This is a genomic window from Streptomyces sp. NPDC101225 (assembly GCF_044767585.1).
Classification (GTDB): Bacteria; Actinomycetota; Actinomycetes; order Streptomycetales; family Streptomycetaceae; genus Streptomyces.
In genome coordinates, this window is the sequence record NZ_JBIWOE010000047.1 from 28,372 (window position 1) to 42,407 (window position 14,036).

The following is a 14,036-nucleotide window of genomic DNA, read 5'->3' on the forward strand; positions in this document are numbered from 1 at the left end:
GGCTCTCCTGCAGTGGGTGTCCGTCGGGGACGGCGCTGTTTGGTAACTCATGGGTGGTCCGGCATGGGTGAGGTCAGGCGGATTTGCTGCGGCGGGTCGCCCGTACCAGGGCGGCCTCGGCGCTCGCGGCGGTGTCGTCCGCTTCTTCGACGGATTCTGGCGGAGCGGAGACCAGCGCCTCCATGCCCGGACCGTAGCGGGCTTCGAGTTCCTCGCCGAGGTCGGAGAAGATCTGCTGGATGTAGAGGTCATGACGGACGTAGCCCTTGACCACGGCTGACAGGAGGGGGTCCTTGGCGTAGATCCCCTGCCAGTCCCTTCCGGCGGGTGCGAGCGCCCACAGGGCTTCGTCGGTGTCGGCGACGAGTGCCAGGTGCCGGGCCTGGTGGTGGCGGTAGACGATGCCGCTGGTGCTGGCGTGCCGGACCAGACGTCCGTGGCGCAGGGGGATCTCTCCGCGGCCGAACAGGAGCAGGTCGATCCGGACACCGCGGCTGTCGGCCCTCGTGAGAGCCGGAGCGAGGTCCTCCAACTGGTCCGAGTGGAGCGACAGGTACACGTGCCGCGAGGCCGCCTCGATCAGGCTGTTGGCCTTTGCGGCAGAGGCGGCGAAGCTGCCGAGGGAGTGCATGACGCGCAGCCCCTCGTCGGCGCCATCGAGGTGCAGCTTGTGCAGGCTCAGTCGCGCGTCCGCCAGCCTGCGGCCGAAATCGCCTTCCATTTGTGACATGAGGTGATCGGGCGAGACTGCCACGTAGCGCGCCGGCTCGTCGTTGATGCGGACCACGACGTGCTTGTCCTCCAGGCGCCGGAGGGTCTCGTACACCTTCGGCTGGGGGATCTTTGTGCCGTTGGCCAAGGCGTATCCGGTCATTGGGGGTTGGCCGAGCAGGCCCACGTAGGCCCGGGCTTCGTACTGGGTGAAGCCGAGTTCGACGAGCCTCTCGATCACGTTCAGCCGTTCTGTCATCAACACTCCCTAGGTCACCACCAGTGTAGTGAGGGCATGTTCCGACGTCTTTGTCGTCCGTCGCCTCTCGCGGGTCGGCACGCGGGGAGCATCATACCGAGCATGGCGAACATTTGATACCTACCTCGGTAGGTCTCTATCCGGACCTGGCGGCATACCTGATCGTTCGGTCGAAGGTCAAAGGGCTCCGGCGTCAACTGGCCAGCCCGTTCATGTGCACAGCTTCCGGGGGCTCCGGGGTGCGCCCCGGAGTTCCCGTCCGACACCTTGACTGCCTTTTCCGCGAAGGCTAGGTTTCAGTGAAGTTACTACCTGAGTAGGTACTAATCGCAAGACGCGACTGGAGGCATCTGAGATGCTGCTGAAACGATCGGCTGGCTTCTTCCTGACAGCGGCCCTGGCGCTGGCCGCCTGCGCACCCGGAAACAGTGGGGCGAACGCGGGCAAGGACGGTTCCGGCCGGACGGGCATCACCGTTGCCTCGCTCAAGGTTGCGGCGGCCGTACCGGTGGAAGTCGCCCAGCGCAAGGGCCTGTTCGCGAAGGAAGGCCTTGATGTGACCCTGAAGTATGTGGAACCCGCAGCCGCCGTGCCCTCGGTGGTCGGCGGTCAGGCGCAGTTCTCCGTGCTCAATGCCCCCGCCGTGCTCGTGGCGCGGACCAACCACGTGCCCGTGGTCGGGGTCAGCGTGCTGAGTACCTCCAACCCGGACCCGGCCGACTCGCCGATCAGACTGCTCACCACCAAGGACAGCGCCATCAAGGAGGCGAAGGATCTGGAGGGGAAGAAGATCGCAGTGGACACCCTCTACCAACTGCCGGATCTCACGCTCCGCACCGCCTTGCGGACTCGAGGCGTGGACCCGTCCAAGATAAAGTTCGTCGAGATTCCCTTCGCGCAGATGCAGCAGGCTCTCACTTCGGGCAGAGTCGACGCGGCCGACATGACCGAGCCCTTCACCACCATGTCGGTGAAGGCCAAGGGCTTTCGCACCGTGCTGTCCAACGCGGAAGGCCAGTCCCGGGACTGGCCGCAGACCATCACTCTCGCCTCGGAGAAGTACGCCAAGGCGAATCCGTCCGTGGTTGCGGCCTTCCAGCGGGCCATGGACGCGGCGATCGGCTACACACATGATCATCCCGACGAGGCTCGAGCGATAGTTCCGAAGTACACGCCTGTTCCGGCAGTGATCGCCAACACCATGAAGATGCCCGAATGGAGGGCCGACCCTCCGGCCAAGGGCTGGCAGTACTGGGCCGAGGTCCTTCGGAAGGAAGGGGTGGTGAACAGTGACGTCGACGTCTCCGCTGCCTACCTTTCCGCACGCTGAGCACCGCGCTCGCCGCACGGTCCGGCCCAGGTTGATCCGCTTCGCCAAGGGCCTGGCGGGAATCCTTGGACTCGTTGTCCTCTATGAGGGCGCGCGAGCCACGGGCGTCCTCCCCCAGGACGGCATTCCCAGCGCCCCCTCCGTTGCGGTCGCGGTCGTCCGGGAGCTGGCCGGAGGCTCCCTGACAGCGGCGGCCGGGAGCACACTCCAGGCGTGGGCTCTGGGACTCGCCGTCGCCTGCGCGGTGGGCGTCCCCGTCGGCCTGGCGCTCGGTGCATCCCCCTGGAGCGACTCGCTTGCGAAGGTCACGGTCGAATTCCTGCGGCCTGTGCCAGCAGTCGCCCTTGTGCCCGTCGCCGTGGTGTCGTTCGGGCTGGACACGGGCATGCAGGTGTTCCTGGTCGGATTCGCCTGCCTCTGGCCGATCCTGATCGGGACCAGGCATGGTGTCCGAGCCATCGACCCCCTCATGATCGACAGTGCGAGGATGCTCGGCTTGCCCCGGCGGGCAGTGATCACCCGGGTCGCCGTGCCTGCGACGCTCCCCGCCATCGCCACCGGTGTCCGCCTGGCCGCGAGCCTGGGCGTCATCGTGGCCGTGGCGACGGAGATCGTCACCGGCAGTCCCGGACTCGGCCAGTACCTCACCCAGGCCCAGCAGGCCGGCGACAACGCGGCGGCGTACGCCTCCGTCCTGATGTCCGGGCTGCTGGGGCTTGCGGTCAACACTCTCTTCGTGGCTGCTGAAGCCCGGATCGCGGGATGGCAACAGCAGAGTACCGAGGGACGACGATGACGATTCAGGACACACATCAGGCGCCGAAGGCCGTGCCGCTCCGCCGGGGACGTCGGTCCCGCGTGCGCGCACTGACCGTCGTCCGGGCCGCGGCCGGCATGGCCGTCTTCGCCCTGCTGCTCTTCGTGTGGGAGCTCGCGGGGCGCAGAGACACCACCGGGCTGCTGCCGCCCTTCAGCGACGTCGCCGCCGAAATGGCCGCTATCCTCACGGATGAGCGCCTCACCACCGACGTACTGCCCTCGGTGCTGCGTGCACTGCTCGGCTTCGCCGCCGGATCGGTCATCGGGATCTTGGCGGGCGTGGCGCTCGGCTGGTGGCGGCGCCTCGACCCCTGGCTGCGACCGCCGCTGGAATTCCTGCGGGCCGTCCCCCCGCCGGCGCTGGTCCCGATCGCCGTGGTCGCGTTCGGCGAGGGTGACACTCTGCGGGTAGGAGTTATCGCGCTGGGAGCGTGCTGGCCCGTCCTGCTGAACACGATGGACGGCCTGCGCCGTGTGGAGCCCGGCTACATCGACAGCGCGCGCGTCTACACCTCGGGCCGCACCACGGCCGTACTGAGACGTGCCGCCCTTCCCGCAGCGCTGCCACAGATCACCAGCGGGCTACGGATCGGGCTCGCCCTCTCGCTGATCCTCATGGTGGTCAGCGAGATGATCGCATCGTCCTCCGGTCTCGGCTATCTCATCCTCCAGAGCCAGCGGCTCTACGCCCTCACCCCCATGTACGCCGGCGTCCTGATCCTGGCCTGCACCGGCTGGCTGCTCACTCTTCTCTTCTCCGCCGTCGAGCGGCGCGCGCTGGTGTGGTTCGAGGGAATGAAAGGACGCAATCATGCCTGAAGCCACCAAAGGCAGGCAGTACCGCCGTGAGGCCGCCGGTCCGGCGACCGCCACACTGTTGGAAGCGCGGGGTGTCGCCAAGAGTTTCCCTCACTCCAACGGAACGGTCACCCCCGCTATAGGGGACATCAACCTCTCTCTCGACAAGGGGGAGTTCGTCGCCATCGTGGGCCCGTCGGGCTGCGGGAAGACCACCTTGCTGCGGTGCCTGTGCGGGCTGCTCAAGCCCGACAGCGGCACCCTCAGTTACGACGGGCAGCCGGTGAACGGCGTACCCGACGACGTCGCCGTGGTATTCCAGGAGTACAACCGCAGCCTGTTCCCCTGGCTCTCCGTGCGACGCAACGTCGAGTTCGGGCTGCACGGGCTGTCCAAGGCCGAACGGCGGGCACGGGCCGAGGAGGCACTGACACGGGTTCACCTGGCCGACGTCCTGGAGCACTATCCGTGGCAGCTCTCCGGAGGCATGCAGCAGCGCGTCGCGATCGCGCGGGCCATCGCGACCCACCCGGCTCTTCTCCTCATGGACGAGCCCTTCGCCTCGGTGGACGCCCAGACGAGGATCAGGCTGGAGACGATGACCGCCTCCATCAGCGCCGAGCTGGGCCTTGCTACTTTGCTCATCACCCACGACATCGACGAAGCGGTCTTCCTCGCCGACCGTGTGATCGTCCTGTCTCCTCGGCCCAGCCGCGTGCTCGCCGAGATCGTCATAGACATCCCGCACCCCCGCTCCGAACTGGAGGTCAAGGCCCTGCCCCGCTTCCAGGAATACCGGCGGCTCATTCACGATCTCATCGTCGCCAAAGAGCCGGAGTCCGCCGACGCTGCCACCCCGGCTTCGGCCGAAACCGAACCGGAAAGGTCTGCGTGATGAAACTCAAGCATATGACTCCGTTCCCGCCGGATCTCGCCTCCCTCTACCGGCAAAAGGGCTACTGGCGTGACCGTCCCCTCATAGAGCGGTACGAAGAGTCGTTCCACGCCTACTCGGAGCGGACCGCTCTTGTGGACGACCACGAGAGCGTCACCTATGCCGAGCTGGCCCGGCGGTCCGAACGGCTGGCCCGTGTGCTCGCCGACCAAGGCATACGTCCCCGCGATCGCGTGGTGGTGCAGCTGCCGAACACCATCGCGTTCGTCTGCTTGTATCTGGCGCTCCAACACATCGGAGCCATTCCCATCATGGCCCTGCCGTCCCACCGGTACAGGGAGGTGGAACAGTTCGTCCGGCTGTCGGGCGCGGTGGCGCTGGCGTCCCCGGTTATCGCCAAGGACGCCGACTTCCGGGACATCTTCTCGCGGATCGCCGCCCAGGAGCCCTCCCTGCGTCTGCACATCACGTTCGGCGAGCCGACGGCGACGACGGCACCGGACACCCCGCAGGCAGGCGCCCGTACTGGGTGGATGCGGCTTGAGGAACTGCTTCGCACCGAACCCCTGCGGACGGTGGAGGACCTGGCGGCGCTCAGGTCGCAGATCGACCCGGAGGACGCGGCCGTGTTCCAGCTGTCAGGCGGAACGACCGGCATCCCTAAGCTGATTCCGCGCAGCCACAATGACTACGCCTTCAACTCGGAACTGGCTGCGTCCGTTGTCGACATCCGGCAGGGTGACGTACTGCTCGATGTGCTGCCCCTCGCACACAACCTGCCGCTGGCCTGCCCTGGTCTCCAGGGCTTCCTCTTTAGCGGTGCGACCGTGGCCCTTGGCACTTCCATCCGCCCGCAGGACATCTTCGGGCGCATCGAACGAGACAAGGTCACCCACATGCATGTGGTGCCGGCCCTCCTCATCAAGATGATCAACGACGGCCAGGCAGACCAATACGACCTGTCGACGGTGCGGGTCATCCAGAGCGGCGGGCAACGCCTCCAGCCCGAGACACGAGTCCGCGCCGGGAAGGTGTTCGGCCAGGCCATGGTGCAGGAGAACTTCGGCATGGCCGAGGGACTGCTCATGTTCGTCAGGCTCGACGACCCTGCGGAGGTCCGACTCGAAACGGTCGGCCGACCCGTGTGCAGCGACGACGAGATAAGGATCGTCGACGACAACGGCAACGACGTCCCAGACGGCACGGTGGGCGAACTGTGGACTCGCGGTCCGTACACCCTGCGGGGCTACTACAACGCGCCCGAGCACAACCAGAAGGCGTTCTCGCTCGAGGGCTTCTACATGTCGGGCGACCTCATGTGGAAGCACCCGTCGGGCAACTACGTGGTCGCCGGGCGGAAGAAGGATCTCATCAACCGCGGCGGCGAAAAGATTTCCGCCGAAGAGGTGGAGAATCTCATCCTCACCCACCCTTCGGTACTGAACGTTGCGTGCGTCCCGGTTGACGACGCCGTGCTGGGCGAGCGCATGTGCGCCTGCGTGGTGCTCAGGCCCGGCACGACACTCACCCTCCCGGATCTGGTCTCACACCTGACTGGATTCGAACTGGCTCGGCACAAGCTTCCCGAGTCTTTGAAGATCTACGACAACTTTCCCCTCTCTCCGGTCGGCAAGGTCTCGAAGAAGGATCTCGTAGCAGACCTTCACAAGGACTGAGCCCCAAGGCTGACCGTGCCTGATCCGTGCGGGTCTGCCCGCTGCGGCGCCCTTATGAAGACACCGCAGCGGGCCATCGGCATACGCTGCGCACGCACGGTGGGGGTGACCATCCCCTCGTAGCGTGGAGCCCGTGATTGCAGGGGAAGTTGGGGTTCATAGGGTCCAAGAAGAAGCGGCCGTACGATGCTGAGTTCCGTGAGGGCGCTGTGCGCATCGTGGTCGAGACCGGGAAGCCGGTCGGGGAGGTCGCCGAGGAGCTCGGCATCAACCCGGGAACGCTCCACAGCTGGGTGTCGCGGTGGCGCCGCAATGGGACGACGTCCTCGGACCGGCCCGCACAACCGGCTGCCGCCAGTGCCGGTGGTGGGCGGATGCGTGAGGCTGAGCGGTCCGAGTTGGAGCGGTTGCGGCGTGAAGTGGGCGAGAAGAACAAGCGGATCCGGGAGCTGGAGATGGAGCGTGATGTCTTCAAGCGATGTATGGCCCTCTGGGTGAAGTGACCGAGAACGCTCCGGAGGCGGTCGTCGCCTTCATCGGTAACCAGAGGGTCGGGCACGGCGTCCCGCACCGGGTGTCCTGCCGGGTGGTCGGGGTAAGCGAGGCATGGTTCTACAAGTGGCGCCGGCGTCCGGACGAGCCGACGAAACGCGAGGTCAGACGGGCACGGCTGGAGGAGAGGATCCTGCACTTCTTCCAGGAGTCCGGCGACACCTACGGCTCGCCGAGGATCACGCAGGATCTGTGGGCGGAGGGCTGGCAGGTGTCGGTGAACACCGTCGCGGAGATCATGGCCGAGTTCGGCCTGCAGGGCCGCAGGCCCCCGCGCCGGACAAGGTCGCTGACTCGGCAGGGCAAGCGGAAAGCCGCCCCTGACCTGGTGCATCGCCGGTTCGACGCCATCGCGCCGGACCTACTCTGGTACGGCGACATGACCGAGATCGAGACCGGCGAGGGCAAGATCTATCTGGCCACGGTCATCGACGCGTTCTCGCGCCGCTGCCTTGGCTACGCCATGGACGAGCATCATGACGCGGCCCTGGTCGGTGCGTCGTTGAAGATGGCGACCGCGACACGGGGCGGGCGGAGGGACGGGACGATCTTCCACAGCGACAGGGGAAGTGAGTACACGTCAGAGGCTTACAACACCCTGTGTGACCAGCTGGGCGTAGTGCAGTCTATGGGGCGGGTGGGATCGGCCTTGGACAACGCCGCCGCGGAATCGTTCAACTCACTGCTCATGGTCGAGTACATCCACCGGCACCGGTTCGCCACCCGCACCGAGGCCCGGCTGAAGATCGCCACCTGGATCACCGGGTTCTACAACCCGAGACGGAGGCACAGCGCGGCCGGCGGGATGCCGCCGGAAGAGTTCGAACGGATCATCATCGAAGCACGCAAGCAGAGCCTCCAGAGTTGCCAGGCCGCATAGGAGAGGTCTCTACGAAACCACAGAGCTTGGTCATGGTCCTCGATCGGGCAGGGTCAGTTTGGGTGGAGCCCGGTGACAGGCTGGGCATCGCCAGAGGGTGGCGATCAGCGCCGTCTGGAGCAGGGACACGACCTGGTACAGGTTCAGGCCGTGCCCCTGTCTCGTGGGTGCAGACGCTGTTCCAGGCAGAAGAGGTGGGCGGCACTGACGAGGGTGACGTGATGGTGAAAGCCCACATAGGTACGGCCTTCGTAGTCGCCCAGGCCGAGGGCCTGCTCCATCTCCCGGTAGTTGGTCTCGATGGCCCAGCGGCTTGTCGCGTGTCGGACCAGGACTGACAGCGGTGTGTCCGGGGGCAGGTCGGTGATCCAGGAGCGGAAGACGTCCCCTCCGCACTTGCGTTTCCACTGGATGAGCAGGGTGCGTTCGGGCAACAGTCGGTCGCTGGTGTGCTCGGCGATGTGAGCGCGCTCGATGATGCCCGCGATGTGCACGGGGACCGCGACGAACCAGCCGGATCGGGAGGGGTGTTCTGAGGTCTTGGGTCGATAGACGAAACGCCGGGCCTGGTAGCGGTGTTCGGCGGCGACGTCGTTGACATGGATGCTGGGGCGTCTGCGAGACCATGCGGTCACCGGTGCGCCAGTGGAGGGCAGCACGATCGTGTCCCCGGTGACCGCCACCAGCCAGGAGATCCCGCGAGACGTCAGGCCCGTGCGGAAGGCGACGTTGTTGCCGTAGTCGCTGTCGGCGATGACCAGCGGCGGGGTCAGTCCCCAGGTGGCGAGTTCGTCGACCAGGTCCAGGGCGAGCGTCTGCTTGGTATGGTGCCCGACCGCCTCGGGTACCCCTGCCCTGGCGCAGCGGTCGCGGTCCTCGGCCCAGTTCTGCGGCAGGAACAGCCGCCAGTGCAGTGGCGAAGAGCCACGCTTTGAGACCGCGTGCACCGACACGCCGACCTGGCACAGGTGCTGGCCGCGTTCGCCGCAGTGCTGGAAGTTCGCGCCGGCCGTGTGATGCCCGTAGCGGACAAGGGGATGGTCATCGATCAGCCAGGCAGACGGCCGTAGCACTGCGCAGGCACGGGCCGCGACCCGGCGCATGACCTCGCAGTAATCCCACGGAGACTGGCCGATGAAATGCCCCAGATTCTGTCGGGGCACCCCCAGGCGCTCGGCCATGGGCTCGACCGACTTGCGCCTGCCATCGAGAAGGAGGCGCGCAGGTACTGCCGGCCATGGCCCCGCTGCCCCGCATAGGCGAGGTACTTGAAGATATCGACGGTGAACTCGGCCAGATCCACGTCGAGTTCATCGACTAACTGCCGCTCCATACCTCAGCATCCCGCAGGCCGGCATACCCGAACAGCCTCATCAGAAGGAAACGATCGAGGACCATGACCAAGCTCTGAACCAGGGGATTGACAGTGGGGCCTTTCCCCCTGAGCGTGGACACCTTGGACACTGGACCTTGAGGGTCCAGAGGAAGAGATGTCACGCATGGTGATGAAGGTGTATTCGGCGGAGTTCAAGGCGGACGCTGTCGCGCTGTACCTGTCGGACCCGAAGAACACGTTCGTGGCGGGTGAAGGCCGACCAGAGCGGCCCGGCCGATGGAGCCCACCAGGGGAGCGGCCAGGCAACGGTGTGCCGTCCCAGTACGGTCGCGTGACGACCGGCGTACACCAGGTTGTGGCGCATACAGACCGGACAAGGCGCAAAGGGCACTGGCGAAGACGGGGACGCTGGAGCTCCCTCGGAAGAAGCACGGTTCTGAACCGCACCAACGCCACCCTTCGTCTGCCGCTCGTGACGCCTTGTCGGCGTGCGTTCAGTCGACCACTGCTTGAGCATCGATTTCGACCAGCATGCCGTCCAGGGGAAGGTCGACGAACACAGTGGTCCGGCACGGCTTGGGCCCCTCTCCGAGATGCTGGTCCACAAAACGCTCGTACGCCTCGTTCATGGCACCGTAGTCTTCGCGACTGGTCAGGTAGACGCGGAGCATCACCACGTCCGCGACGGACGCCCCGCCTGCGGCGAGTATGGCGTTGACGTTCTCCAGGGCGCGGGTCGTCTGTTCTGTGACGCTGTCCCGGTGGAGTACCTCACCGGTGGCGTGGTCCAGTGCTCCTTGACCGGAGATCTGGAGGACGGGACCCTTGCGCACGCCCTGGGAGAAGTACCGCGGCGTGAGTGGGGCGTCATCGGTGCGGAGGGCGGTGCCTGCGGGGTTCTGATGGGTCATGGAAGGCTCCACAGTGTGTGCGATGTGGGTCGTCAGCGGGCAGCGGTGTGGTCCGCCTCGTGGGCAAGCTGCCATTCCTCGTCGATGTGCATGGTCGCCCGGCTCCTGCTGTTGTACGGCTCCCAGCCGGGGTCGCCGTGCTCCACAAAGGACACCCACGACGCGTGCATGCGCGAGGCGATGGAGTGCGCGGGTCGGTCTGGGCCGAGCAGTGCGTGCTCGCCGTGCAGCGCGGCGATCTCGGTACGGTCGAAGACGAACGGGAGCTCAACGCAGTGGCAGGCTCCGAGGGCGTCGTCGAAGGCGGTGGAGCGCCAGCCGAACTCGTATGCGTAGGTGCGCGAACCGGGACGGCCGGCATGGGCATCGGCCAGCGCCCGGCTGCTTTCCGCATACACGTCGGTGATCAGTCGCGCCGCCAACGTTGCGGCGGACGCATCGGGGAAGCGTGCGTGGTAGCGGGCCACCAGGGCTTCCGGTTCCGCGTGGCGTCGGGCGGCCGCGGCCAAGAGATCGGCCTTGGTCAGTTCACGGCCCGAACCATTGGGCACGAAGTAGAGGTTGGCCTCTTCCGAGTTCGTACCGATGAGCAGATCCTTCGCCACCGGTCCTCGGGAGGTTGCACCGGCCTTCGTCACGCGCTCGAGTACGAGCGCAGGCTGCTGGTCGAGCAGTACACCGTCGATCACCGGTTTGAACAGGCCGTTGCCCAATGACGTGTCGCGGTGGCCGTGTGCCGCGTGGTCGACGGGCGGGACCTCGGCGAGGACGGCCACCAGACGGTCGTCGTCGGTCGCGGAGAGGGCTTCCGCCGTCGCGGGAACACCGAGCGCGCCACATACCGAGCGGGTGACCCAGGATGCCTGCTCCGGGGCGAAGGCACACAGGCCGCTGCCGCTCTGGCTGATCGCGCGGTGGAAAAGGCCGTCTGCCTGCGGGGCGGCGAGCAGGGCAGCCACGATCATCGCCCCCGCCGACTGGCCCGCGACCGTCACACGGTCCGGATCGCCGCCGAAGGCATGGATGTTCTCGGCCACCCAGGTCAGGGCAGCGATCACATCGAGCAGTCCCCGGTTGGCCGGAGCGCCGGGTATGTCCAGCCACCCGGCCACTCCCAGACGGTAGTTGAGGGTGACGAGTACGACCCCGTCGCGTGCGAAGGCGGCACCGTCGTGGAGTTCCGCCTGCCCGGTACCGGAGACGAAGCCGCCGCCGTGGACGAAGACGAGGACCGGAAGTCCGCGTGCCGCGACGTCCGGAGTGGTGACGGTGACCGTCAGATAGTCCTCGCCCCGCGCCCAGCCGTCACCCAAGACCGGCCTCAGGTCCATGCCCCCGAACCCACCACGCTGTGGTGCGGGTGATGTCGGTCCGGGTCTGGTGGCATCCCGTACCCCGTCCCACGGTGCCACGGGGGCGGGGGACGCGAAGCGGCCGGGACCGGTTGGGGCGGCGGCGTAGGGAATGCCGGTGAAGAACTGATGGCCCGGGCGCGCCACGCCCCGGATCCGCCCGGTCGCGATGCGCGTCTCCGGGGAACTCTCGTCGCTCATTCCGCCGCCTTCAGTGACGCCCACGAGTGGACGGAGAACTTGCTGCCCGACCGCCGCACCACCATCGCGGGCCGTGGACCGCGCAGATGTGCTGGGAAGACCAGTCGGCCCTCGTCGGCGGCCCGGCCGAGCAGCCCGCGGCGGGAGGCACGTGCGGCCTCCTCATCCTCGCAGAAGCAACTGTTGCAGTCGGGTTCGGCCACCTGTACCGGGTTGTGCAGCAGATCGCCGACGAACACCGCCCGGTCGGTGCCGGACGCCAACTCCACCACGGACGAGCCGGGGGTGTGCCCGGGAGCTGCGATCAGGCGCAGGTGCGCGTCGATCACATGCGACTCGTCCCACAGCACGGCCTGCCCGGCCTCTACGACCGGGGCCACGCTGTCCTCGAAGACGTTCTGGTTCACCGCCGCCATGCGGGGCTGGTAGGAGTTCGCAGGATTCCAGAACTCGTAGTCCGCACGCGGAAACAGGTACTGGGCGTTCGGGAAGGTGGGTCGCCATCGGCCGTCCACCAGGCGGGTGTTCCAACCGACGTGGTCCGCGTGAAGGTGCGTGTTGACGACCACATCGACGTCCTCGGGCTCCACACCCGCGGCCTTCAGCCGTGACAGATAGCCAGTGTTCAGTTGGTGGAAGGCCGGCGCGACGGGCCGCTCCTTGGCGTCGCCGGCGCCAGTGTCGATCAATATCGTCGCCCCGCCGCTGCGCAGCACCCATGTCTGGACGCAGGACCGCAGAAGCCCGGCGTCCACGTCCCAGTAGTCCGGAGCGAGCCAGGGCCGGTGCTGCTCCCATGCCTGGGGCGTGACATCGGCGAACATCGCCTCAGGAGGGCGGGTAGTCCCCTCGTACTCGATGACTCTCGCCACGCTGACGTCACCCAAAGTGATCGAATGCATACCGGACCTTTCCGTGCGCCGTTCACGCCGGACACGCGGCAACCATGCACAGCCGCGCCCAAGGCGTCACCTTCCCGCCATCAGGATGCACGACTTGCCTAATTCATGCAAACAAGAGCGCCGAATCGCCTGATCCAGTCAGCAGCTACTGGTGAAGCTCGTCCATTCCGAGAGTCTTCAGATAGAATCGCTGGATCCCGTCGCCTCGCAGCTCTGAATGCCGGATTCCTGCGCGGCACGGCCAAGCGGGCCGAGTTGCAGCGGCCGAGGAGCCACGTGTAGTGCGAGCGGACAAGGGTGGTGCCCGAATGGTGGACATCGAGCTCGATCCGATGGACCTTGATCTGATCGCGGCGCTGCAGCACGCCCCCCGCGCTCCCCTCGACGTTCTTGCCCGCGCCCTCGACAGCTCGGCACGGACGGTCACCCGCCGTTACACGCGACTGGTCGACGCTGGCGTCCTGTCCGTGATCTGCGAGGTGGACTGGTCGCTGCTGGCCGAGGGGATGCCGGTCAACGTGTGGATCCAGACGGAGCCCGGGCAGGCCGCCAAGGTAGCGAGACGACTCGCCAACCGCTCCGACACCCCTTTCGTCGCGACGACCGCTGGCTCCGGTGACGTCTTCTGCATGCTGCACGGCAGCACTCGGGCCGCCACCGCCACCGCCGTGACCACCAGCCTGCCCGAGATCGAGGGCATCCGCCTCCTGCGTACCGCATGGGTGCTACGACGCCTCACCAGCACGGCGGCCTGGCGTCTGCCGCGCCTTGAGCCCGCCCAGCTCGCCGCTCTCAGCGCACACGCGATCACTCCTGACGCCACCGCCGCGGAATTCGTTGATCACCTCAGCGACCTGGAACGCGCCGCCGTGGACCTCCTGCGCAACGATGCCAGGCTGGCCTACTCGTACATCGCCCGCGCGCTCGGCATCACCGAATCCCGAGCCCGCCGCATGGTCGGCCCGATGCTCGACTCCGGCCTGCTCCGGCCCAGGGTGGAGGTGGACCCCCGACTACTCGGCTACCAGATCGAGGCCGTGCTGGACATCGCCTGTCGACCAAACGCGGTGAACCGGCTCACCGCATCACTGACCAAGCACGATGCCACCCGGTTCCTCGCTCTGACCGGAAAGACGGCGATGCTCACCTACGTCGGCGTCTTTCGCGACGAACGGCAGCTCGCCGACTTCCTGACCGCTGACTTCGATGGCGGAGAGGAGATCACCTCTGTCGAGTGCTCCCTCCAACTCGACGTCTTCAAGCGCTACTGGATCCCGCGCCACACCTCCCGCCCGGAAGCCTGACCAGGCTAGTGCCAAGGCCGGGAGTGTAAATCTAACGGCTCTGTCTCACTTTCGGTGGTAGCCGTAAGTAGCTGCCGTGGCTGGCAGTAACACCCCCAGACCACATGGGT

Annotated in this window: 12 protein-coding genes and 1 pseudogene; 8 read left to right on the top strand and 5 right to left on the bottom strand. The window is 66.8% G+C overall.

Translation table 11 applies throughout. The annotated features are described in order from the left end of the window. Positions 1-73 precede the first annotated feature (73 nt). Positions 74-970 (bottom strand): TrmB family transcriptional regulator, encoded by an 897-nt coding sequence (locus tag ACIRPX_RS39350; RefSeq protein ID WP_404204462.1) that lies wholly within the window; start codon positions 968-970, stop codon positions 74-76. Positions 971-1,325: 355 nt separating this feature from the next. On the opposite strand from ACIRPX_RS39350, the gene ACIRPX_RS39355 reads away from it, so the two are divergent. The 7 genes from ACIRPX_RS39355 (at position 1,326) to ACIRPX_RS39385 (ending at position 7,920) form a co-directional block, all read left to right on the top strand. After that, positions 1,326-2,300, top strand: a complete 975-nt coding sequence (locus tag ACIRPX_RS39355) for an ABC transporter substrate-binding protein (RefSeq protein WP_404204464.1) — start codon at positions 1,326-1,328, stop codon at positions 2,298-2,300. A 244-nt stretch (positions 2,301-2,544) separates the two neighbouring features. Continuing rightward, positions 2,545-3,096, top strand: a complete 552-nt coding sequence (locus ACIRPX_RS39360) for an ABC transporter permease (protein ID WP_404204466.1) — start codon at positions 2,545-2,547, stop codon at positions 3,094-3,096. Positions 3,097-3,158: 62 nt separating this feature from the next. Beyond that, positions 3,159-3,938, top strand: coding sequence for an ABC transporter permease (locus ACIRPX_RS39365; RefSeq protein WP_404204468.1), 780 nt, complete (start codon positions 3,159-3,161; stop codon positions 3,936-3,938). Further along, complete coding sequence (locus ACIRPX_RS39370; RefSeq protein WP_404204470.1) at positions 3,931-4,812, top strand: ABC transporter ATP-binding protein; 882 nt, start codon at positions 3,931-3,933, stop codon at positions 4,810-4,812. The genes ACIRPX_RS39365 and ACIRPX_RS39370 overlap by 8 nt, the downstream gene beginning before the upstream one ends. Then, positions 4,812-6,488, top strand: coding sequence for a (2,3-dihydroxybenzoyl)adenylate synthase (locus ACIRPX_RS39375; RefSeq protein ID WP_404204472.1), 1,677 nt, complete (start codon positions 4,812-4,814; stop codon positions 6,486-6,488). Before ACIRPX_RS39370 ends, ACIRPX_RS39375 begins: the two co-directional genes overlap by 1 nt. Before the next feature lie 149 nt (positions 6,489-6,637). Then, entirely contained in the window at positions 6,638-6,991 is a 354-nt protein-coding gene (locus tag ACIRPX_RS39380) for a transposase (RefSeq protein ID WP_404204514.1), read from the top strand. Beyond that, on the top strand, positions 6,988-7,920 hold the full coding sequence (locus tag ACIRPX_RS39385; RefSeq protein WP_404204474.1) for an IS3 family transposase: 933 nt from the start codon (positions 6,988-6,990) through the stop codon (positions 7,918-7,920). Before ACIRPX_RS39380 ends, ACIRPX_RS39385 begins: the two co-directional genes overlap by 4 nt. 143 nt (positions 7,921-8,063) lie before the next feature. On the opposite strand, the pseudogene ACIRPX_RS39390 reads toward ACIRPX_RS39385, so the two are convergent. From ACIRPX_RS39390 to ACIRPX_RS39405, 4 genes and pseudogenes are all read right to left on the bottom strand, one after another. Continuing rightward, positions 8,064-9,125 (bottom strand): annotated as a pseudogene (locus ACIRPX_RS39390) (IS701 family transposase); the annotation flags it as partial. Between the two features lie 625 nt (positions 9,126-9,750). Then, complete coding sequence (locus ACIRPX_RS39395) at positions 9,751-10,167, bottom strand: RidA family protein (protein ID WP_404204476.1); 417 nt, start codon at positions 10,165-10,167, stop codon at positions 9,751-9,753. 32 nt (positions 10,168-10,199) lie between these two features. Continuing rightward, positions 10,200-11,720 carry a carboxylesterase/lipase family protein gene (locus ACIRPX_RS39400; protein WP_404204478.1) on the bottom strand — a complete coding sequence of 507 codons (1,521 nt, stop codon included), beginning with the start codon at positions 11,718-11,720 and terminating at the stop codon, positions 10,200-10,202. Beyond that, positions 11,717-12,622, bottom strand: a complete 906-nt coding sequence (locus ACIRPX_RS39405) for an MBL fold metallo-hydrolase (protein ID WP_404204480.1) — start codon at positions 12,620-12,622, stop codon at positions 11,717-11,719. The genes ACIRPX_RS39400 and ACIRPX_RS39405 overlap by 4 nt, the downstream gene beginning before the upstream one ends. Before the next feature lie 308 nt (positions 12,623-12,930). On the opposite strand from ACIRPX_RS39405, the gene ACIRPX_RS39410 reads away from it, so the two are divergent. Then, on the top strand, positions 12,931-13,926 hold the full coding sequence (locus tag ACIRPX_RS39410; protein ID WP_404204482.1) for an Lrp/AsnC family transcriptional regulator: 996 nt from the start codon (positions 12,931-12,933) through the stop codon (positions 13,924-13,926). Positions 13,927-14,036: the final 110 nt, after the last annotated feature.